Annotated in this window: 18 protein-coding genes; 12 read left to right on the top strand and 6 right to left on the bottom strand. The window is 72.3% G+C overall.

What is annotated here, in order from left to right:
* Window positions 1-91 precede the first annotated feature (91 nt).
* A complete protein-coding gene (locus Aiant_RS35695; protein ID WP_189334034.1) occupies window positions 92-976 on the top strand; it encodes an ABC transporter substrate-binding protein in 885 nt (294 codons plus the stop codon).
* On the opposite strand, the gene Aiant_RS35690 is transcribed toward Aiant_RS35695, so the two are convergent.
* Entirely contained in the window at window positions 960-1,703 is a 744-nt protein-coding gene (locus Aiant_RS35690) for a CDP-alcohol phosphatidyltransferase family protein (protein WP_189334033.1), read from the bottom strand. The genes Aiant_RS35695 and Aiant_RS35690 overlap by 17 nt on opposite strands.
* 82 nt (window positions 1,704-1,785) lie before the next feature.
* Between Aiant_RS35690 and Aiant_RS35685 the strand changes: the two genes are divergently transcribed.
* From Aiant_RS35685 to Aiant_RS35665, 5 genes are read left to right on the top strand one after another with little or no spacing between them, the layout of a single operon-like run.
* Window positions 1,786-2,760: a zinc-dependent alcohol dehydrogenase gene (locus Aiant_RS35685; RefSeq protein WP_189334032.1), complete on the top strand. Its 975-nt coding sequence runs from the start codon at window positions 1,786-1,788 to the stop codon at window positions 2,758-2,760.
* 59 nt (window positions 2,761-2,819) lie between these two features.
* Entirely contained in the window at window positions 2,820-3,221 is a 402-nt protein-coding gene (locus tag Aiant_RS35680) for a 6-pyruvoyl trahydropterin synthase family protein (RefSeq protein WP_189334031.1), read from the top strand.
* Window positions 3,218-4,243 (top strand): glycosyltransferase family 4 protein, encoded by a 1,026-nt coding sequence (locus Aiant_RS35675; RefSeq protein ID WP_229830865.1) that lies wholly within the window; start codon window positions 3,218-3,220, stop codon window positions 4,241-4,243. The genes Aiant_RS35680 and Aiant_RS35675 overlap by 4 nt, the downstream gene beginning before the upstream one ends.
* Window positions 4,240-4,992 (top strand): class I SAM-dependent methyltransferase, encoded by a 753-nt coding sequence (locus Aiant_RS35670; protein ID WP_189334030.1) that lies wholly within the window; start codon window positions 4,240-4,242, stop codon window positions 4,990-4,992. Before Aiant_RS35675 ends, Aiant_RS35670 begins: the two co-directional genes overlap by 4 nt.
* 59 nt (window positions 4,993-5,051) lie before the next feature.
* Entirely contained in the window at window positions 5,052-6,140 is a 1,089-nt protein-coding gene (locus Aiant_RS35665) for a lysylphosphatidylglycerol synthase transmembrane domain-containing protein (protein WP_189334029.1), read from the top strand.
* 2 nt (window positions 6,141-6,142) lie between these two features.
* Here Aiant_RS35665 and Aiant_RS35660 read toward each other — a convergent pair whose 3' ends face one another.
* Entirely contained in the window at window positions 6,143-6,832 is a 690-nt protein-coding gene (locus Aiant_RS35660; protein ID WP_189334028.1) for a RibD family protein, read from the bottom strand.
* An 86-nt stretch (window positions 6,833-6,918) separates the two neighbouring features.
* Between Aiant_RS35660 and Aiant_RS35655 the strand changes: the two genes are divergently transcribed.
* Genes Aiant_RS35655 through recQ form a run of 3 tightly spaced genes read left to right on the top strand, consistent with a single transcriptional unit; the run spans window position 6,919 to window position 11,682 of the window.
* The gene (locus Aiant_RS35655) at window positions 6,919-7,560 is read left to right on the top strand and encodes a GTP cyclohydrolase II (RefSeq protein ID WP_189334027.1); all 642 of its coding nucleotides are present in this window, start codon (window positions 6,919-6,921) and stop codon (window positions 7,558-7,560) included.
* A 50-nt stretch (window positions 7,561-7,610) separates the two neighbouring features.
* A complete protein-coding gene (locus Aiant_RS35650; RefSeq protein WP_245006635.1) occupies window positions 7,611-9,515 on the top strand; it encodes a SpoIIE family protein phosphatase in 1,905 nt (634 codons plus the stop codon).
* Window positions 9,516-9,567: 52 nt separating this feature from the next.
* On the top strand, window positions 9,568-11,682 hold the full coding sequence (gene recQ / locus Aiant_RS35645) for a DNA helicase RecQ (RefSeq protein ID WP_189334025.1): 2,115 nt from the start codon (window positions 9,568-9,570) through the stop codon (window positions 11,680-11,682).
* Between the two features lie 1,247 nt (window positions 11,683-12,929).
* Here the strand turns inward: recQ and Aiant_RS35640 are convergent.
* Window positions 12,930-13,337: a VOC family protein gene (locus Aiant_RS35640; protein ID WP_189334024.1), complete on the bottom strand. Its 408-nt coding sequence runs from the start codon at window positions 13,335-13,337 to the stop codon at window positions 12,930-12,932.
* A gap of 121 nt (window positions 13,338-13,458) precedes the next feature.
* Between Aiant_RS35640 and Aiant_RS35635 the strand changes: the two genes are divergently transcribed.
* On the top strand, window positions 13,459-14,322 hold the full coding sequence (locus tag Aiant_RS35635) for a class I SAM-dependent methyltransferase (RefSeq protein WP_189334023.1): 864 nt from the start codon (window positions 13,459-13,461) through the stop codon (window positions 14,320-14,322).
* 64 nt (window positions 14,323-14,386) lie between these two features.
* On the opposite strand, the gene ppdK is transcribed toward Aiant_RS35635, so the two are convergent.
* A complete protein-coding gene (gene ppdK / locus Aiant_RS35630; RefSeq protein ID WP_189334022.1) occupies window positions 14,387-17,065 on the bottom strand; it encodes a pyruvate, phosphate dikinase in 2,679 nt (892 codons plus the stop codon).
* 280 nt (window positions 17,066-17,345) lie between these two features.
* Here ppdK and Aiant_RS35625 point away from each other — a divergent pair, with 280 nt between their 5' ends.
* Window positions 17,346-17,729: a hypothetical protein gene (locus Aiant_RS35625; RefSeq protein WP_212846602.1), complete on the top strand. Its 384-nt coding sequence runs from the start codon at window positions 17,346-17,348 to the stop codon at window positions 17,727-17,729.
* Window positions 17,726-18,829, top strand: coding sequence for an MAB_1171c family putative transporter (locus Aiant_RS35620; protein ID WP_189334020.1), 1,104 nt, complete (start codon window positions 17,726-17,728; stop codon window positions 18,827-18,829). The genes Aiant_RS35625 and Aiant_RS35620 overlap by 4 nt, the downstream gene beginning before the upstream one ends.
* Here the strand turns inward: Aiant_RS35620 and Aiant_RS35615 are convergent.
* Window positions 18,777-19,187, bottom strand: a complete 411-nt coding sequence (locus Aiant_RS35615) for a helix-turn-helix domain-containing protein (RefSeq protein WP_189334019.1) — start codon at window positions 19,185-19,187, stop codon at window positions 18,777-18,779. The genes Aiant_RS35620 and Aiant_RS35615 overlap by 53 nt on opposite strands.
* A gap of 273 nt (window positions 19,188-19,460) precedes the next feature.
* The gene (locus Aiant_RS35610; protein ID WP_189334018.1) at window positions 19,461-20,150 is read right to left on the bottom strand and encodes a hypothetical protein; all 690 of its coding nucleotides are present in this window, start codon (window positions 20,148-20,150) and stop codon (window positions 19,461-19,463) included.
* Window positions 20,151-20,222: the final 72 nt, after the last annotated feature.

The following is a 20,222-nucleotide window of genomic DNA, read 5'->3' as shown; positions in this document are numbered from 1 at the left end:
GTTCAGCATCGCCAGGGCACGCTTTCCGCACATCGGACCCGGGTAGGGTTTCCGCGCCCTCCACATCCACCTTTCGGCCTAGTGTCAGGGGATGCGACTGGTGTCCCTGCTGCCCTCCGCCACCGAGATCGTGTACGCCCTGGGGCTCGGCGACGACCTGGTCGGCGTGACGTTCGAGTGTGACGAGCCACCGTCCGCGCGGTCCTCGAAGACCGTGGTGGTCGGTGGGCGGGACACCACCGGGATGACGCCGGCCGAGATCGACGCCTACGTGCACACGCAGATGGCGGCCGGCCGCGACCTTTACACACTGCACGCGGACGCGCTGGCCGATCTGGCGCCGGATCTCATCCTGACCCAGGACCTGTGCCGGGTGTGCGCGCTGCCGTCCGGGCACGTCGGGGACGCGCTCGCCCATCTCGGCTGCCAGGCCGAGGTGCTCAGCCTGGATCCGTACTGCCTGGCTGACGTGCTGGCCACGTTCATCGAGGTGAGCGTGGCCACCGGCGTACCGGAAAAGGGCCGTGAGCTGGTCGCGGGCCTGGAGTCGAGGCTGGCCGCGGTGGCGGCGGCGGTCGCCGGCCGCCCGCGGCCGCGAGTGGCGATCGTGGAGTGGGTGGATCCGCCGTTCACCGGCGGGCACTGGGTGCCGGACCTGGTCACGGCGGCCGGTGGCGAGGCGGTGGCGGCGCGGCCCGGCAAGCGGTCGGTGCAGGTCTCCTGGGCCGAGCTGGCCGCCCCCCGGCCGGAGATCGTGCTGGTCACACCGTGCGGTTACCACCTGGACGGTGCGGTGCGGCAGGCGGAGGCGGTGCTGCCGCACTTCCCGGATGCTCAGGTGTGGGCGATCGACGGGGACGGCCTGGTGGTCCGGCCGGGGCCGCGCCTGGTCGACGGCGTCGAGGCGATCGCCGGCATCCTGCATCCGTCGGTGGTGCCGGTCCCGCGCCCCGGGATGGTCACACGCGTCCGGTGACGAAGGACCGCCGGCGCACCGCGGTCCGGTGCAGCCAGTTGATGTCCCGGACGAAGGACCAGGTGAGCGAGGCCAGCGCGACGGCCAGGACGGCGACCGAGGCCCAGTACGGCAGCAGGCCGGAGGCGACCAGCGCGAGCAGGACGCCCTGCTGGGCGGCGACCACCTTGCGGGAGAAGCGGGGCGGCAGGGCGGCGTTGAGCCAGGGCAGCGCCCACGAGGCGGCGACGAAGGCGTAGCGGAACGCGCCGATCGCCAGCGCCCACCAGCCGTAGTGCGCGGCCGCGTAGACGCTGAGCACCAGGATCAGGAACGCGTCGACCTCCATGTCGAAGCGGGCGCCGAACTCGGAGGAGGTGCCGGTGCGGCGGGCCACCTGCCCGTCGACGCCGTCCATGGCCAGCGCCACGGTGGCGAGCGTGACCAGCAGCCAGACCGGCACCGGGTGGCCCAGCACCGAGCTGGCGACCATCGCGGTGACGCCGCCGGCCAGGATGGCCCGGCTGAAGGTGACCAGGTTCGCCCAGCCCAGGAACGTCATCCCGGTGCGCTGGAGGGCGGCGCCGAGCACGCCGCAGAGGACCACGCCGTACGCGATCCCGGCGATCCCGCCGCCCAGGGTGAGTCCCGCGGTCCCGGCCAGCACGGCGAGCAGCACGAGCTGCGCGGCGAACCCGGCGAAGGGCGCCCGGGACGGGGTCGTCGTGGTGGCGGTACTGATGGTCACCGTGCCTCCTGGACATAGGGTCGTAACCGCTGTCCTCCACTCACACGCTTGTCGAGGACTTTCGGTTCAGAGGAGTTGGTTCGTGTTCGACGCGAGGGCCTTTTGGTTGGCTTCCCCCGGATCGGGAGAGATACGCACCGAATCGGTGCCGGATCCCCTCCCCGGGGAGGTGCGGGTGCGCACCCTGCACTCCGGGGTGAGCCGCGGCACCGAGACGCTGGTCTTCCAGGGACGGGTGCCGCAGAGCCAGTGGGCCGGCATGCGGGCGCCGTTCCAAGCAGGGGATTTCCCGGCGCCGGTGAAGTACGGATACCTGAACGTCGGGGTGGTCGAGTCCGGTCCGGACCACCTCGCCGGGCGCACGGTTTTCAGCCTTTTCCCGCACCAAACCGCATATGTCGTCCCGGCGGACAAGGTCACCGTGGTGCCGGACGGTGTCCCGGCGGCGCGGGCCGTCCTCACCGGGACGGTGGAAACCGCGGTGAACGCCGTCTGGGATGCCCGGCCCCAGCTGGGTGATCGGATCACGGTCGTCGGTGGCGGCATGGTCGGGTCGTCGGTGGCCGCCATCCTGGCCGGCTACCCGGGCGCCGACGTGCAACTGGTGGACGCCGACCCGGCCCGCGCCGCGGTCGCCGAGGCCCTGGGGGTGCGTTTCGCCCGACCGGACGAAGCGGAAAAAGAGCGGGATATCGTGATTCATGCCAGCGCCAACCCGGCCGGCCTCGCCAACGCACTGGAGCTGCTCCGCACCGAGGGGACCGTGGTCGAGCTCAGCTGGTACGGCGATCGCACGGTCCCGCTCCAGCTGGGCGAGCATTTCCACTCCCGCCGCCTCACCATCCGCAGCAGCCAGGTGGGCGGCATCGCCCCGGCGCGCGGCCGCTCCTACGCCGAGCGCCTGACCCTCGCCCTGGACCTGCTGCGCGACGACCGCTTCGACGCCCTGATCACCGGCCGGTCCGACTTCGAGGACCTGCCCGAGGTGATGCCCCAGCTGGCCGACGGCAGCCGGCCGGCCCTGTGCCACGTCATCGACTACCCCGGCGTGAATTGATCTTCCACGGGCGGGTACCCGTTAGAGCAGTAGAGATCCGCGAGCCGAGGAGAGAGCCCTTGTTCAGCGTCACCGTCCGCGACCACATCATGATCGCGCACAGCTTCTCCGGCGAGGTCTTCGGACCCGCGCAGCGGCTGCACGGCGCCACCTTCCTGGTCGACGCCACGTTCCGCCGCCCGGAGCTGGACGAGGACAACATCGTCGTCGACATCGGTCTGGCGAGCGAGCAGCTGAAGACCATCTGCGGCAGCCTGAGCTACCGCAACCTGGACGACGACCCGGAGTTCTCCGGCGTCAACACCTCCACCGAGTTCCTGGCCAAGGTGATCGCCGACCGCCTCGCCGTCCGGGTCACCGCCGGCGAGCTCGGCCCGGGCGCGAGCGGCCTGACCGGCATCCAGGTCACCCTGCACGAGTCGCACATCGCCTGGGCCAGCTACGAGCGAACCCTGCGGTGAGCTTCCCGCTCCACGCGGTGCTGCCGGGCGGCGTCGACGATCCGGCAGCACCGAGCGGCGGCAACCGCTACGACCGCGAGGTCCTCAACCGCATGCCGGCCGCCGCGCGGGAGGTGGTCGGCGCCTGGCCGCGGCCCGCCGCCGCCGACCGCGACCGCCTGTCCCGCGTCCTCGCGGAGTTCCCGGACGGCGCGACGGTCCTGCTCGACGGGCTGGTCGCCTGCGGCGTCCCGGAGGTGCTGGAGCCGCACGCCGCCCGGCTGCGCCTGGTGATCCTGGTGCACCTGCCGCTCAGCGACGAGACCGGCCTCTCCCCCGCCGAGGCCGCCGAGCTGCGCGCGCGGGAACGCCGGGCCCTGCACCTGGCGGCGGGGGTCGTCGCCACCAGCGATCAGGCCGCCGCACACGTGGCGGCGATGCACGACCTGGCCCGCGTTCACGTGGCGGCCCCGGGGGTCGACCGCGCCGAACCGGCCGTGCCGAGTCCCGGCGGCCACCGCCTGCTGTGCGTGGCCTCGCTGACCCACCGCAAGGGCCAGGATCTCCTGATCAAGGCCCTTGCCCAGCTCACCGACCTGACCTGGGAGTGCACCTTCGTCGGCGCGGGCACCAAGCCGGATGCTCCGATGACCGGGAACATCCGGTTCGCGGGAGCACTCGCGGGCGCGGAGCTGGCGGCGGCCTACGCGGACGCCGACCTGTTCGTCCTGCCGTCCCGCGGCGAGACCTACGGCATGGTGATCACCGAGGCGCTCGCCCGCGGGCTCCCGGTGGTGGCGACCGAGGTGGGCGGCGTCCCGGAAGCGCTCGGCAGCACGCCTGCCGGCGTACCGGGAACTCTTCTGCCTCCGGAAGACCCGGACCGCCTCGCGGCCGTCCTGCGGACCTGGCTCACCGATCCTGAGCTGCGCGATCGCTGGCGCGCGCGGGCGCGAGCCCGCCGCGAGACCCTGACCGGCTGGGACGAGACCGCCCGCCGCCTGACCGCCATCCTGCACGACATCGAGAAAGGAACCAGATGACCGGAGAATTCAGCCCCGACTGGCTGGCCCTGCGCGAGCCCGCCGACGCCGACGCCCGCTCCCTCGACCTGGTCGGCCTGCTGCCGCAACCGGTCAAGGTGATCCGGGACCTGGGGTGCGGCACCGGCTCGCTGGGCCGCTGGCTGGCGCCGAGGCTGCCGGTCCCGCAGTTCTGGATCCTCACCGACCGCGACCACGACCTGCTGGAGATCGCCGCCGACCGGATGCCGGAGGGCGTCAACGTGGCGATCGACGAGCGGGACGTGACCGCGCTGACCCGGGACGACCTGACCGGCGCCGACCTGGTCACCTGCTCGGCGCTGCTGGACCTGCTGACCGCCGCGCAGATCGACCGGCTCGTCGAGGTGTGCGCCCAGGCCCGGACGAACGCGCTGTTCACCCTCTCGGTCACCGGCGACGTGCGGTTCACGCCGGAGGATCCGCGGGATGCCGGGGTGCGGGACGCGTTCAACGCGCACCAGCGCCGCGACTCGCTGCTCGGGCCGGACGCCGCGGAGTACGCGGCGGCCGCGTTCGCCAAGGCGGGGGCGCGGGTGATCACTCGGGAGAGCCCGTGGCGGCTCGGCCCGGACCGTCCGGAACTGATCACCGAGTGGCTGCGCGGCTGGGTGGGCGCGGCCGCCGAGGAGCGTCCTGACCTGCCGTCCGAGGAGTACCTGAGCACCCGGGGAGAGACCGTTGCGGAGGTCACAGTCGGGCATCAGGATGTTTTAGCGATCTTCGAGTGAACCGAGTCGCGGCGGTCGGGCGTACTAGTCCCTGAGGATCGACGAGGGGACGAAACAAAGTGAGCCGATCGTTCTGGGCCTGGGTCCGCCTGCTCGGCGGCGCCGGGATCATCGCGCTGGTGCTCTGGCGACTGGGCACCGGCGCCTTCCTGGACGGGCTGCGGGTGCTGGACACCGGCACGCTCGCACTGGCCTTCGGGATCGGCGTGCTGACCACGGTGCTCAGCGCCTGGCGGTGGTGCCTGGTGGCCCGCGGCCTGGGCATGCGCCTCTCGCTGAAGGACGCGACCGCCGACTACTACCAGGCGCTGTTCCTGAACGCGGCGCTGCCCGGCGGCGTGCTCGGCGACGTCGGCCGGGCCGTCTCGCACGGGCGTGAGGAGGGCGACGTCGGGCGCGGGGTGCGCGCGGTGGTCCTGGAACGCACCGCGGGGCAGATCGTGCTGCTGGTCGTGGGCGGGGCGGTGCTGTTCACCGTACCGTCGCCGGTGTTGACCCTGATCGGGGAGCACGGACCGGTGGTCGCGCTGACCGCCGCGGGCGTCACGGTCCTCGCGCTGGTCCTGCTCCTGGTGGTGAAGCGGGCGCGGCGCGGCGGCTCCCGGCTCTCCGGTGGCGTGCGGACCGGCGCCGCGGAGATCCGCTCCGGGCTGCTGGCCCGCCGCAACTGGCCGGGCGTGCTGTTCGCCTCCGCCATGGTGCTGGCCGGGCACCTGGCGACGTTCCTGGTCGCGGCCCGGGTGGCCGGCAACGGGGCGTCGCTGCTGAAACTCGCCCCGATGCTGCTGCTCGCGCTGCTGGCCATGGGCATCCCGCTGAACGTCGGCGGCTGGGGACCCCGCGAGGGCGTGCTGGCCTGGGCGTTCGGCGCGGCCGGGCTGAGCGCCGAGCAGGGTGTGACGATCGCGGTCGCCTACGGGATCTGCGCCTTCGTGGCGGCGGCGCCGGGCGCGATCGTGGTCGCGGTCCGGGCCGCGCGGAAGCTGCGCCGGTCCGCGGTCCCCTCCGCGACGCCGCCCGTGATCCCGCCGATTGCCGCGCCCTCGGCGCCGCTGCGGGTCCGGGTCGTTCTTCCGGTACGCACTCCCGCGCTCGCGAAGCCCGCCCGGGTCCACCGGTCCTCGGCACGGGAGCGGGTCGCGGTTTGACCTCAGCCCTGAAAACGGTCCGAGAGCCCGTAGCGGAGCAGCACGCAGTCGCCGATCTGGCGGACCTCGGCGAGCGTCGCACGGTTTTTCGGCCCGGCCGGGAAGGCGCCGTCGTGCACGAAGCGCGGCGCCCGCGAGTCACCGACGAAGAACGGCGCCACCACCACGTGCAACTCGTCCGCCAGGTCACGGGTGAGGAACTGGGTGTGCATCATGCCGCCGCCCTCGACCATCAGCCGGCGCACCCCGCGCGCGGCCAGGTCGGCGCTGACCAGGTGCACGTCGACCGGGTCGCCGCCGTCCACCACGGTGGCCACCGCGCCGAGCCGCTCGCGGGCCCGGGCCAGCGCCGGTGTGGCGCAGTACACCAGTTTCTCCGACGCGCCGGTGGTGAAGAACGACGCCGCCGGGTCGAGGTCGGCGCGGCTGGTCACGGTCACCTTGACCGGGTTCTCCGGGAGGCCGCGGGCGAGCCGGTCCGCGCGGCGCGCGGCCGAGCGGACCAGCAGGCGCGGATTGTCCTGGCGGATCGTGGCGGCACCGACCAGGATGGCGTCGCAGCCCGCGCGCACCTCGTCGACCCGGTCGAAGTCAGCGTCGTTCGACAGGAGCAGCCGCTCCTCGGTGGTGTCGTCGAGGTATCCGTCGATCGACATCCCACAACTCAACAAGGTGTAAGGACGCTCAGCCATCGTGGCGTCCACGATAATCCGCGGTGTGCGGCGACCGATCTTCGGGCACAGCTTCTGCCAGCGGCATCAATCAATGGGGAGGACCGATGATCAAGGCCACCGTCCGGCGGCAGGTGACCGTTCCGCTACGGTTTTCCGACGGGTACGGCACCACCGCGCAGGTGATGACCTTCGACTCGCTCGCGGACGGGCGGGAGCACCTGCTGCTCGGCCTCGGTGACTGGCGCCGGGCGCTGACCAAGTCGGCCGCCGGTGGGCGGGCGCCGCTGGTCCGCCCGCACAGCGAGTGCCTGACCGGCGACGTGTTCGGCAGCCAGCGCTGCGACTGCGGGCCGCAGCTGCGCGAGGCCGCCGAGCGGATCACCGAGCAGGGCGGGTTCCTGCTCTACCTGCGTCAGGAGGGCCGCGGGATCGGGCTGTACGCGAAGCTGGACGCGTACGCGTTGCAGGACGACGGGCTGGACACCTACGAGGCGAACCTGGCGCTCGGGCACGGCGAGGACGAGCGGGACTACACCGCCGCCGCGCAGATGCTGCTCGCGCTGGGTGTCGACCGGATCCGGCTGCTCAGCAACAACCCGGACAAGGCGCGACAGCTGGACAAGCTGGGCGTCGAGGTGACCCAGCGGGTGCCGACCGGCGTGCACGTGTCCGCGGCCAATGTCCGATACCTGCGGACCAAGGCCTCACACACCTCGCACACCATCGAACTGCCCCTGGCCGAGTGACCTCGGGTTCCGTGTAGCGGCGTTTCCGGCACGATGGCATGGTGACGGACGTGAACATCCCGGAGGCGGGCGACCTCGACGCCATGCTGACCGCAGTCGATCAGCTGCCGTTCATCGTCGCCGTCTTCGAGGGGGACGAGCTGCGCCTGGCCGGCTGGAACGCGGCCACCCGCGCCGTGATCCCCGGCCGGGACGCGCTCGGCCGCCCGATCGAGGAGGTGCTGTCCGACCTGATCGGGCAGCAGTTCGTGGACGCGTACCACGAGGTGTACCGGACCGGCGAGCCGATCGCGGGCAGGCAGTGGCGGGCACATCTGGACCAGCCGGACGGCTCGGTGCACGAGATGTTCGCGACGTTCACCATCGTGCCGTGGCGGGACCCGGACGGGTCGGTGCGCGGGGTGATCGGGGCGGCGTTCGACGTGACCGAGCTGGCGCGTACCCGGCAGGTCGCCGAGACCGAGGCGGCCCAGCTGCGCCGGCGCTACGAGCAGAGCCGGGACGTGATCACCGAGTTGCAGCGGGAGCTGCTCCCGGCCGGGCTGCCGGTGCTGCCCGGGCTCCAGATGTCGGCGAGCTACCTGCTCGCCGACGCGGACACCGCGGCCGGTGGGGACTGGTTCGACGCGGTGCCCCGGGCCGACGGGTGGGTCGCCCTGGTCGTCGGCGACGTGGTCGGGCACGGGATCACCGCGTCCGGGGCGATGGGGCAGCTGCGCGCGGTGCTCCAGGAACGGCTCGACTCCGGCGCGCCGATCGGCGAGGCGCTGGCGGCCGCCGACCGGTTCGCCGGACGGATCCGGGCGGCCCACGCGGCCACGGTCTGCCTGGCGCTGCTCGATCCGGTGAGCGGGGAGTTGGCGTACTGCACGGCCGGGCATCCGGCGCCGCTGGTGATCTCTTCGACCGGGACGGCCCGGTTCCTGCCCTCGACCGGCGGGTCACCGCTCGGGACCGGCGGGGTGTTCCCGGTGCGGCAGGACCGGCTGGCGCCGGGTGACCTGCTGCTGCTCTACAGCGACGGGATCCTGGAGCGGCCGCTGGCCGGCGACTCCTCCGCGACCGAGCTGGCCAAGGTGGCCGGCGACGCCGCGGTCGGGCGGGCGTTGCACGAGCCGGGGGCGACCGCGGTGGAACGGGTCTGCGCGCAGACCATCGAGCTGCTGGTGCGGACCGGCGGGCATGCCGACGACATCACCCTGCTGGCCGCGCAGCGGGTCGAGGTCGTACCGGAACTGGTCCTCGATCTGCCGGCCGACCCGGCGGCGTTGCGCGGCGCCCGGCTCGAGCTGGGCCGCTGGCTGGCCGCGCTGGGCGCGGCCGAGCCCGACGTGTTCGTGCTCCAGCACGCGCTCGGGGAGTTGGCGACCAACGCGATCGAGCACGCCTCCGGCGAGGACCCGGTTTCGGTACGGGCGAAGCTGACCGCCGCGGGCGTGGTCGAGGCGACCGTCACCGATCACGGCGGGTGGCGTACGCCGGAGCGGCAGCCGGTCCGCGGCCGTGGCCTGGCGCTGACCGCGCAGCTGGTGCGCAGCCTGCACGTGGAGCCGGGGGCGCACGGGACGGTGGCGACCGTGCGGCATCCGCTGAACCGGCCGGCCCGGCTGCTGGCCGGCTTCGACGACGCCCCTCGTGGTCCGGAGCCGTCCGCCGAGATGGCCGTCTCCGAGTTGCCCGGCGACGACGAGACCCGGGTGCGGGTGGACGGGCCGATGGACGCCGCCTCGGCGGCGCAGGTGCGGCAGGATCTGCTGCGGCGCAGCCGGGGCGGGACGGTGCCGATGACCGTGGACCTGACCGGGGTGACCCACCTGGCCAGCGCCGGGGTGGCCGCACTGTTCCAGATCGCCGAGCACCACCGGGACCAGGAGGCGGCACTGACGCTCATCGCGTCCCCGGGCAGCCCCGCGCGGCAGATCCTCGACCTGGTCGGGCTGCCGGTCACCCCTTAGAGTCATCCACAGGGCTGGGCGGGATGTCGGTCCCCCTCTCTACTATCGCTGGGTGACTTCCGCTCCCCCGATCCCTGTGACCGACGCCGTCGACGCGCTCAACCGCGTGTTCGGCTATCCGGAGTTCCGCGGCCAGCAGCACGAGATCGTCGAGCACGTGATCGGCGGTGGTGACGCCCTGGTGCTGATGCCGACCGGCGGCGGCAAGTCGCTGTGCTATCAGATTCCCGCGCTGGTCCGGCCCGGCACCGGCGTGGTGATCTCCCCACTGATCGCTCTGATGCAGGACCAGGTCGACGCCCTGCGCACCCTGGGCGTCCGGGCGAACTTCTTGAATTCGACGCAGGACTTCGAGGAGCGCCGCCTGGTCGAGGCCGAGTTCGTCGGCGGCGAGCTCGACCTGCTCTATGTGGCGCCCGAGGGCCTCGGCACGGCAAGCGTGCAGCGACTGCTCGACCGGGGCACGATCTCGCTGTTCGCGATCGACGAGGCGCACTGCGTGGCGCAGTGGGGCCACGACTTCCGGCCGGACTATCTGGCCCTGTCGATGTTGCACGAGCGCTGGCCGGACGTGCCGCGGATCGCGCTGACCGCCACCGCGACCACCGCCACCCGCGACGAGATCGCCGCCCGGCTCCAGCTCACCGGCGCGCGGCACTTCACCGCCAGCTTCGACCGCCCCAACATCCAGTATCGGATCGTGTCGAAAAACGAGCCGAAACGGCAGCTCCTGGAGCTGCTGCGGACCGAGCACCGGGGCGACGCCGGCATCGTCTACTGCCTGTCCCGTGCCTCGGTGGAGAAACACGCCGAGTTCCTCACGCAGAACGAGATTCCCGCGCTGCCCTATCACGCCGGCCTGGACCCGCGGACCCGGGCGCGCAACCAGGCCCGGTTCCTCCGCGAGGAGGGCCTGGTGATGGTCGCGACGATCGCGTTCGGGATGGGCATCGACAAGCCGGACGTGCGGTTCGTCGCCCACCTGGACCTGCCCAAGTCGGTGGAGGGTTATTACCAGGAGACCGGCCGGGCCGGCCGGGACGGGCTGCCGTCGACGGCCTGGCTGGCCTATGGGCTCCAGGACGTGGTCCAGCAGCGCAAGATGATCGACAGCTCGGAGGGCGACCTCGCGTTCCGCCGCAACGCGGCCCGGCACCTGGAGGCGATGCTCGCGCTGTGCGAGACGGTCTCCTGCCGCCGCGCTCAGTTGCTGGCGTATTTCGATCAGGAGGCCGCGGCCGCGTCCTGCGGGAACTGTGACACCTGCCTGGCCCCGCCCGAGTCCTGGGACGGCACGGTCGCCGCGCAGAAACTGCTGTCCACGGTCTTCCGGCTGAAGAAGGAGCGGAACCAGAAGTTCGGCGCCGGGCAGGCCATCGACATCCTGCTGGGCAAGCGCACCGACAAGGTGTCCCAGTTCCGCCACGACCAGCTGTCGGTCTTCGGCATCGGCACCGAGCTGCGCGACACCGAGTGGCGCGGGGTGGTCCGGCAGCTGCTGGCCGGGGGTTACCTGGCCGTCGAGGGTGAGTACAGCACCCTGGTCCTCACCGACCGCAGCACCGCCATCCTCCGCGGCGAGGCGACCGTGATGATGCGCCGCGAGATCCCGAACCAGCGCCTCCGCTCCCGCACGGCCTCGTCGTCCTCGTCCTCGTCGCGCACGCCCGCCGTGGCCCCGGCCGACTTCCCCGCCGAGGCGGAGCCACTCTTCGAACGCCTCCGGGCCTGGCGCGCCGCGACCGCGAAGGATCAGAGCGTCCCGCCCTACGTGATCTTCCACGACAAGACGCTGCGCGCCATCGCCGCCCTGTCCCCCACGTCGATGGACCAGCTGGGCACCGTCAGCGGCGTGGGCCAGAGCAAACTGACCAAGTTCGGCACCGACGTCCTGGCCGTGGTCCGCGGCGAAGACCCGACCGCGGCCACCGACCCTGCGGCCACCGACCCTGCCGCGGCGACCACCGGCCCTGCCTCCGCGACCACCGGCCCTGCCTCCGTGACCACCGGCCCTGCCTCCGTGACCACCGGCGCTGCCTCCGCCGCCGTCCCGGCCAGGGCCTTCATCGGCGATCCGTATAACGGCCACCTCGACGACGATCAGCCCGACGACGACTTGTTCCCGCCGCCCGAGGAGCCCTACGACTACTACGACGGCCCCGAGTAGCAGTCGCTGTCACCCAGCCGGGTGCCGCACCTTCGCGGCCCCGGTTGACGGTGAGCAGGGCACCGGAACGGAGCGCCGGACCCGGACGGCACCAGGCCGACGGCGGGCGCGCCACCGCAACGAAGCGGCACGACCCGAGATTGCAGGGCTGGTCCTGGTGGCCCTATCACGTGCCTGGATAGGGCCACCAGGACCAGCCCGAGACTGCCGGGCTGGCGCTCACGGCCCTATCACGTGCCGGGACAGGGCCACCAGGACCAGCTCGAGACTGCGCGGCTGGCGCTCACGGCCCTATCACGTGCCGGGACAGGGCCACCAGGACCAGCTCGAGACTGCGCGGCTGGCACTCACGGCCCTACCACGCGCCGGGACAGGGCCACCAGAACCAGCCCGACACTGCCCGGCTGGCACTCACGGCCCTACCACGCGCCGGGACAGGGCCACCAGAACCAGCCCGACACTGCCCGGCTGGCACTCACGGCCCCATCACGCGCCGGGACAGGGCCACCAGAACCAGCCCGACACTGCCCGGCTGGCACTCACGGCCCCATCACGCGCCGGGACAGGGCCACCAGAACCAGCCCGACACTGCCCAGCTGGCACCCACGGCCCCATCACGCGCCGGGACAGGGCCACCAGAAGAACCAGCCCGACACCGCGCAGCTGGCGCTCACGGCCCTACCACGCGCCGGGACAGGGCCACCAGAAGAACCAGCCCGACACCGCGCAGCTGGCGCTCACGGCCCTACCACGCGCCGGAAGAGGGCCACCAGAACCAGCCCGACACCGCGCAGCTGGCACTCACGGCCCTATCACGCGCCGGGACAGGGCCACCAGAACCAGCCCGACACTGCCCGGCTGGCACTCACGGCCCCATCACGCGCCAGGACAGGGCCACCAGAACCAGCCCGACACCGCGCAGCTGGCACTCACGGCCCTATCACGCGCCGGGACAGGGCCACCAGGACCAGCCGGGCGGCACCGGGTTGACGTTGAGCACAACAACGCCGCGACCCGGGCGGCATCCGGGGCGGGGGTGAGCACGCCGCCGGAGCGGAGCACCGTGAGCCGGGCGGCATCAGGCCGGCGGTGGGCGCGGTGCTGTGGGCGTACCGGAAGAGGCGGATCGTGGTCGGAGGCGGAGGGCGGACAGCAACCGGCCGCGCGCCCGCATGGACCGGGTCGCGCAACGGCCGGGACAGGCCGCAGCAGGGGGTGGCAGCCGCCCGGAGGCGGCTGCCGAGGGGTCAACCGGCGACCACGTTGACCATCCACGGAACACCGAAGCGGTCCGTCAGCTGGCCGAACTCGTCGCCCCACATCTGTTTCTCGAAGGGGACGCTCACCGTGGCGCCGTCGGCCAGCTTGTCCCAGAACTCGCGGAGATTGTCCTCGGCGTCGCCGGAGATGCTGACCGTGCTGGTGGTGCCGGGGGTGAAGGGCATGCCGGGCGGAGTGTCGGACGCCATCAGGGTGTAGCCCTGCGGCGTCTCCAGCATCGCGTGCATGACCTTGTCCTTGATCGACTCGTCGGGGGCGCCGAACTCACCGAAGGTGTTGATCCGCAGCTCGCCGCCGAAGATCCTCTGGTACGCCTCCATGGCCTCGCGGCAGTTGCCGTCGAAGGACAGATACGGGTTGAGGCGTGACGCCATCACAGGCTCCTTTGCCGTTGAAGTTGCCGTCGAACGCTGTCACCCCGGACGCTAGACCGACCCCCCGACATTTTTCGACGGATCGACGCAGCCCTAACCCGGATGAGACCAGGGAGGCCGGATGACCTTCGACGAGGCGACCGAGCAGCGGATGGCGGCCATCGCCGCGAACTGGGACGAACGCACCCCGATCCACCTGAGCAGCCGCTTCTACGACGTGGTGAACCGCGCGCCGGAGAGCTGGTTCGCCGACTACGAATGGGCCGACCTGGGCGACCTGACCGGGCGCGACGTCCTGCACCTGCAATGTCACCTGGGCACCGAGACGGCCGCGTTCGCCCGGCGCGGCGCCCGCTCGGTGGTCGGGCTGGACCTGTCCGAGGTGGCCGTCCGCGAGGCCCGCCGGCTGGTCGCCGGCCGCTTCAAGCCGGATCAGATCGAGTACGTGCACGCCAACGTCTACGACGCGGAGCAGGCGCTCGGCGGCCGCACCTTCGACGTGGTCTACACCGGGAAGGGCGCCCTCTGCTACCTCCCGGACCTGGACCGCTGGGCCGACACGGTGTCCGCGCTGCTCCGCCCGGGCGGGCTGGTCTACATCGTGGAGTTCCACCCGGTGCTGCGCTCGCTGGGCCTGGTGCCGCGCGGGCCGGACGACCGGGAGCTGGTGCTGCGCAAGGATTATCTGGAGGGACGGGGCCCGATCGAGCTGGACGCCACGTACACCTACACGGACGGGCCGCCGCTGACCGGGGCGACGAGAAGTTACGAGTGGGAGCACGGGCTCGGCGAGATCGTGTCGGCGCTGGTGGGTGCCGGGATCGTCGTACGCAAACTGTCCGAGAGCGATCGGATCCCCTGGCCCCGGTGGCCGCACATGGCCGACACCGGCGACGGTTTCTGGCGGCTGCCCGACGACCAGCCCCGGCTGCCGCTGCTGTTCGCCCTGCTGGGTGTGAAGCAGCACCGGCCGGAGGCGGCCTGAGAGGTCCTGGCGGGCGGCCCCGATTCCGCCGCGTAGTGGTCGCGGGGCCGCCCGGGTTCAGGGGTCAGCGGTGGTCGGAGCCCTCCGACTCGACCGCCGCGCGCCCGGCCTCCAGCCGCGCGATCGGGACCCGGAACGGCGAGCAGGACACGTAGTCCAGCCCCACCTCGTGGAAGAAGTGCACCGAGTCCGGGTCACCGCCGTGCTCGCCGCACACGCCGAGCTTGAGCCCGGGCCGGGTCGCCCGGCCCTCCTCGGCCGCGATCCGGACCAGCCGCCCGACGCCCTCGGTGTCGATCGACTCGAACGGGCTGATCCCGAAGATGCCCAGCTCCAGGTAGCGCCAGAAGAACGCGCCCTCGACGTCGTCGCGGGAGAAGCCCCAGCCCATCTGGGTCAGGTCGTTGGTGCCGAAGGAGAAGAACTCGGCCGCCTCGGCGATCTGCCCGGCGGTCAGCGCCGCCCGCGGCACCTCGATCATCGTGCCGATCAGCACCTCGACGCCGGAGTCCCCGATCACGTCGGCGATGATCCGCTCGGCCTCGGCGCGCACCGTCTCCAGCTCCTGCACCGCGCCGACCAGCGGCACCATGATCTCCGGGCGCGGGTTGCCGCCCTCGGCGGCGAGTGCCACGGCGGCCTCCGCGATGGCCCGCACCTGCATCCCGAAGAGTCCGGGAATGACCAGGCCGAGCCGGACCCCGCGCAGGCCCAGCATCGGGTTCTGCTCGTGCATCCGGCGGACCGCGGCGAGCATCTGCTCGTCGTGCTCGACCCGCCGGCCGTGCTCGTGCGCGACCGCGACCTTGACCGCGAGCTCCTCCAGGGAGGGCAGGAACTCGTGCAGCGGCGGGTCGATCAGCCGGACGGTGACCGGCAGCCCGTTCATCTCCCGGAAGATCTCCAGGAAGTCGGCCCGTTGCAGCGGCTGGAGCGCGGCGAGCGCGTCGTTGCGCTCGGCGTCGGTGCGCGCCAGGATCAGCCGCTCGACCAGCTCGCGGCGGTCGCCGAGGAACATGTGCTCGGTACGGCACAGCCCGATCCCCTGCGCGCCGAACCGCCGCGCCCGGGCCGCGTCGGCGCCGGTGTCGGCGTTGGTGCGCACGTTCAGCCGACGCTTCTCGTCGGCGTGCGTGATGATCCGGTGCACCGCCGCGACCAGGGGCTCGTTGGCGTGTGCCGGGTCCAGGTCACCCTCGAAGTACTGCACCACCTCGCTGGGCCGGACCGGCACCTCGCCGAGGTAGACCCGGCCGGTGGTGCCGTCGATGGAGATGACGTCGCCCTCGTTCACGACCGTCTCGCCCACCGCGAACGAGGAGGAGCCCACCTCGACCTCGTCGGCCCCGCAGACACACGTCTTGCCCATGCCGCGGGCCACCACGGCGGCGTGCGACGTCTTGCCGCCGCGGCTGGTCAGGATGCCCCGGGCGGCGATCATGCCGGGCAGGTCGTCCGGGTTGGTCTCGCGGCGTACCAGGATCACGGACTTCCCCTGGGCGGCGGCCTCGACCGCCCGCGCCGAGGTGAAGACCACCTCGCCGTAGGCCGCGCCCGGAGACGCGCCGATGCCCCGGGTGACCGATTCCGGCGATCCGGAGAGGTCGAACCGCGGGAACATCAGCTGCCCGAGCTGGTTGCCGGTGACCCGGGTGAGCGCCTCGTCCAGGTCGATCACACCCTCGTCGACCAGTTGGGCCGCGATGGTGAAGGCCGCGGCGGCGGTGCGCTTGCCGACCCGGGTCTGGAGCATCCACAGCTTGCCGCGCTCGATGGTGAACTCGATGTCGCAGAGGTCGCGGTAGTGGCCCTCCAGCGTCGCCATGATCCGCATCAGCTCGTCGTAGCTGCGCTTGTCGAGTTTCTCCAGCTCGGCGAGCGCGAGGGTGTTGCGGATGCCGGCCACCACGTCCTCGCCCTGCGCGTTGGCCAGGTAGTCGCCGTAGACGCCCTGCTCGCCGCTGGCCGGGTCGCGGGTGAAGGCGACGCCGGTGCCCGAGTCGGCGCCCAGGTTGCCGAAGACCATGGCGACCACGTTGACCGCGGTGCCCAGGTCGGCCGGGATCCGCTCCTGCCGCCGGTAGAGCACGGCGCGGTCCGCGTTCCACGACCGGAAGACCGCTTCGACCGCCAGATCCAGCTGTTCGCGCGGATCCTGCGGGAAGTCGTGCCCGGTGTGTTTGACAAAGACCTTTTTGTACGCCGTGACCAGCGCCTTCAGGTCGTCCGCGTCCAACTGGACGTCGTCCTTGACGCCCTTGGCCGTCTTCGCCTCGTGCAGCGCGTCCTCGAACTCGCCGCCCGGCACGTCGCACACGGTCTTGCCGAACATCTGGATCAGCCGCCGGTACGAGTCCCAGGCGAACCGGTCGTTCCCCCCGGCCTGCCGGGACAACCCGGCCACCGACGCGTCGTTGAGCCCGACGTTGAGAACGGTCTCCATCATGCCGGGCATCGAGAACTTGGCGCCGGAGCGCACCGAGACCAGCAGCGGGTCGTCCGGGTCACCGAGCCGGCGGCCCATCGCCCGTTCCAGCGCGGCCAGGTGCTCGTCGACCTCGGCGGCCAGGCCGGGCACATGCGTGCCGACGCGCAGGAACTCCTGGCACGCCTCGGTGGTGATGGTGAATCCGGGAGGAACCGGCAGGCCGAGGTTCGTCATCTCCGCGAGATTGGCGCCCTTGCCACCCAGCAGGTCTTTGAGGTCCTTGTTGCCCTCATGGAAGTCGTAGACGAACTTCATGCCGCACCCACCTCCACCTAAGAATCCGCGGCCGAATACGTTCGTGCCCCGAGATTCGTAAGGCTAAGCACGTCTACGGTGAATAGTTAACAGTCACGTGGACTTTTACACACCCACGCGAAGGTCCCTGATCGGATCACGCTCTCTCCGCGCAGTTACGAGCATCGGGCACCCACCGGGTACCGTTTCGGCAATGGAGGGTCTGCGCCGGCGTTGCGAACGGCGACTGCGCGGCATCCGCGTCCCGCATCCTTTCGACCTCGACCTTTTCAGCGCTGAAGTGGCTGCGCGGCGCGGCCGCCCGCTGCACCGCCGGCCACTGTCCGGGCTGGGCAGCGGGGCGCCCTGCGGGCTCTGGCTGGCGACGCCCTCGGCGGACTACGTCTTCTACGACCCGGGCACCACCCCGCTGCACGCCGAGCACATCGTGCTGCACGAGATCGCGCACATCCTCTGCGACCACTCGGCCGGTCCGGCGTTCTCGCACCTCTTCCCGGACCTCGACCCGGAGCTGGTGGTCCGGGCGCTGGGCCGCAGCGGGCACACCACCGCCGACGAGCGGGAGGCCGAGATGCTGGCCTCGATGATCCGCACCGCGGCGATGCCGGAGCGCGACGACCCGCTCGGCCGGTTCGCCGCCGCGCTCGGCGTCCACCTGTCGTGACGGCCGGCGCCGCCCTGGCCACCGTCCTCTGGCTGGGTACCCTGGCGCGCCTGCCCGCGATCCGGGAGAACGCGCGGCAGCGGCTGCTCTGGGGCAGCCTGCTGGCCGGTGCGCTCGCGGTCACCGTGGCGCTGCCGGCGCTGAACGCCGGGCGGGACGTGCCGATGCCGGCGCACCTGCTCGGGGTGTTCTCGGCGTACCTCTTGCTGCGGCTGATCTCGCTGGTCACCGGCTCCGGGCGGGTGGCCCGGCAGCGGGCGCTGACCGCGGCGGTGCTGGCCTTCCTGGTGCTGACCGGGTGGCATGGGGTGCCGGCCTGCGCGGACTCGCTGACCGCCGGGGTCACCCCGAGGGACGCGGCGTACTGGCTGGTGCTCGACGGCTACCTGATCCTGATCCTGATCCGGGCCGGCTGGGCGTGCGCGACGGTCCGGCGGGGCGCCCCGGCCGGCGCGCTGCGCGACGGGCTGCTCGCGATGGGGGCCGGCAGCCTGCTGCTGGCCGGGTACGCCGCCGGTGAACTGGCGCTCGTGCTGGTCCGGGGCGCCGGCGTGCAGGTGGACTTCCGCGTCTGGCAGCCGTACCCGGAGGCGCTGCACGCCGCCGGGCTGGTGCTGTTCGTGGCGGGTGGCACCGCTCCCCCGGCGGCCCGGCTGCGGGCGGTGCTGGGGGCGTATCGGACGCTGCTGGTGCTGCGGCCGCTGTGGAACGCGATCCGGCGGGCGTTCCCGCAGGTGGTGCTGATGCAGCCGGCCCGGGCGGCGCTGGTCTTCCCGGGCTCGGCGGGTGCCCGGCTGCGGGTGTACCGGCGGGTGATCGAGATCCGGGACGGGATGCTGGCGCTGCGCGAGCACCTGCCGGCCTGCCCGGCGGCGCCGCCCGGCGAGGATCCGGCGGTGACCGAGGCGCGGGCGCTGATCGAGGCGCTGCGGCGGCGCGCGTCCGGCGAGCCGCCGGCCGAACCGGGCGGCGCCTGGGCGGTGGTCGGCCCGGAGATGGCCGACGAGGTGGCCTGGCTGTCCCGGGTGAGTGCGGCGTACCGCGTGCTCAGCCGGCAGTCGGGTGCTCGGACTCCCAGACCTGCCGGATCGCCTCGCTGATCGTCTCCCGGCCGCGCGGCGACACGTCGGCGGCCCGCAGCGCGATCTCGGTGACCCCGGCGGTGCGCAGGCTGCGCAGCAGCTCCAGTTGGGAGTCGACCCGGGCGGCCAGCTCGTCGTCCAGGAAATACGCCACCGGCACGCCGAAGTAGGCGGCCAGGGCGGTCAGATGCTGCACGGTCGGGTTGTCCCGGCGGCCGGTGCGCAGCTGCCAGATGTAGGTGTGCGAGATCGAGATGCCCTGCCGCTCCCGGATCGCCTCGGCGACCGCCATGTGGCTGGGCTCGGGCCCGCCCGTGGTGCGGAAGAGCCGATCCAGCTTCCCCGCGATCGAGAAGACCCCTCCTGTAGCGGCCACTCCGCACCACCCCCCACCGGTGACTCTCCCAGATGGACGCCATGAGCAGCAACGATGCCCTGCGGGCAGGCTGATGCACATCCCCCGATGCCGGCGGCCGTAAACTGAGGTTGATGAGCCAGGCATGAGCCTAGGCGAGAGTTGAGCATCGCTCAAGGTTCGAAACCTGGGAGTCGCCCGAGAGTGGGCAAAATAAGGGCGCCGCTGCGAATTCCACGGGGGAAGAACTCGCAACGGCGCACCGCGAACATTAGACCAAGCGCGTCCGCCTGTCTATCCCACCCGCTGGACGACCGAGCCGACCAGCTTCTTCCAGTCCGCCTCGAAGCCGGGCGCGGACTCCGACTTGTTCAGCTGATAGATCGCGTAGGTGTCGACGAGCACCACGTTGCGGGTGGTCAGCACGGCCACCGCGGTGTCCGCGGTCCCAGGGTGGCTCGCCTCGTACTTCTTGTGCCGGACCAGCGCGAACCCGGACCAGCCGCCCTCGCTGAGCTCCTGCACCTCGACCGTCTCGACGTAGGCCGGCTCGGACTTGTCGCTGGTCACCGTGGCCGGCACGGAGACCGACGGCGGGCAGCCGTCGGCGACCGCGCGCAGCAGCGCCTGCCCGGCCTGCGCCGCTTTCTGATCCGGGTAGACCAGGGCGAGCTGCTCCAGGGTCTGCGCGCCGGTCTCGCCCTCGTCGGCGAACGACGAGGACACCGGGTCGGCGCCCGGCGGCAGCGACGGCGGGGTGCTGGCGCCGCCGCAGAAACTCACCATCTGCTGCGGGTCGGCGCTGGTCTCCGGCGCGCTCCAGGTCGGACCGATGTCGGCGGCCTGCAGGAACGCGCCGCGCATGGTCGTCACCTCGATCCGGCCGGCGTCCGGGGTGTCGTCGTCCGAGCTACAGCCGGCCGCCGCGACCAGGGCGAAGACGGCGGCGACGGCGACCCGGAGCGGTCTGGCGGTCACGAACATCCGGCCATAGTGACAGACTTCGGCCGACGGACGAAAAGCTCGACGGGGCGTGACGTCACGCCCACCCAGGGC

It is taken from the genome of Actinoplanes ianthinogenes (genome assembly GCF_018324205.1).
Classification (GTDB): Bacteria; Actinomycetota; Actinomycetes; order Mycobacteriales; family Micromonosporaceae; genus Actinoplanes; species Actinoplanes ianthinogenes.
Note: the sequence above shows the minus strand (reverse complement) of the source record. Positions and strands in the feature narration are given on the sequence as shown.

Bases quoted from the DNA above. Each gene is read 5' to 3' on its own strand.
- Aiant_RS35695 (WP_189334034.1), top strand. From the start codon at position 92: ATGCGACTGGTGTCCCTGCTGCCCTCCGCCACCGAGATCGTGTACGCC.
- Aiant_RS35670 (WP_189334030.1), top strand. From the start codon at position 4,240: ATGACCGGAGAATTCAGCCCCGACTGGCTGGCCCTGCGCGAGCCCGCC.
- Aiant_RS35660 (WP_189334028.1), bottom strand. From the start codon at position 6,832: ATGGCTGAGCGTCCTTACACCTTGTTGAGTTGTGGGATGTCGATCGAC.
- Aiant_RS35655 (WP_189334027.1), top strand. From the start codon at position 6,919: ATGATCAAGGCCACCGTCCGGCGGCAGGTGACCGTTCCGCTACGGTTT.
- Aiant_RS35640 (WP_189334024.1), bottom strand. From the start codon at position 13,337: ATGGCGTCACGCCTCAACCCGTATCTGTCCTTCGACGGCAACTGCCGC.
- Aiant_RS35635 (WP_189334023.1), top strand. From the start codon at position 13,459: ATGACCTTCGACGAGGCGACCGAGCAGCGGATGGCGGCCATCGCCGCG.
- ppdK (WP_189334022.1), bottom strand. From the start codon at position 17,065: ATGAAGTTCGTCTACGACTTCCATGAGGGCAACAAGGACCTCAAAGAC.
- Aiant_RS35610 (WP_189334018.1), bottom strand. From the start codon at position 20,150: ATGTTCGTGACCGCCAGACCGCTCCGGGTCGCCGTCGCCGCCGTCTTC.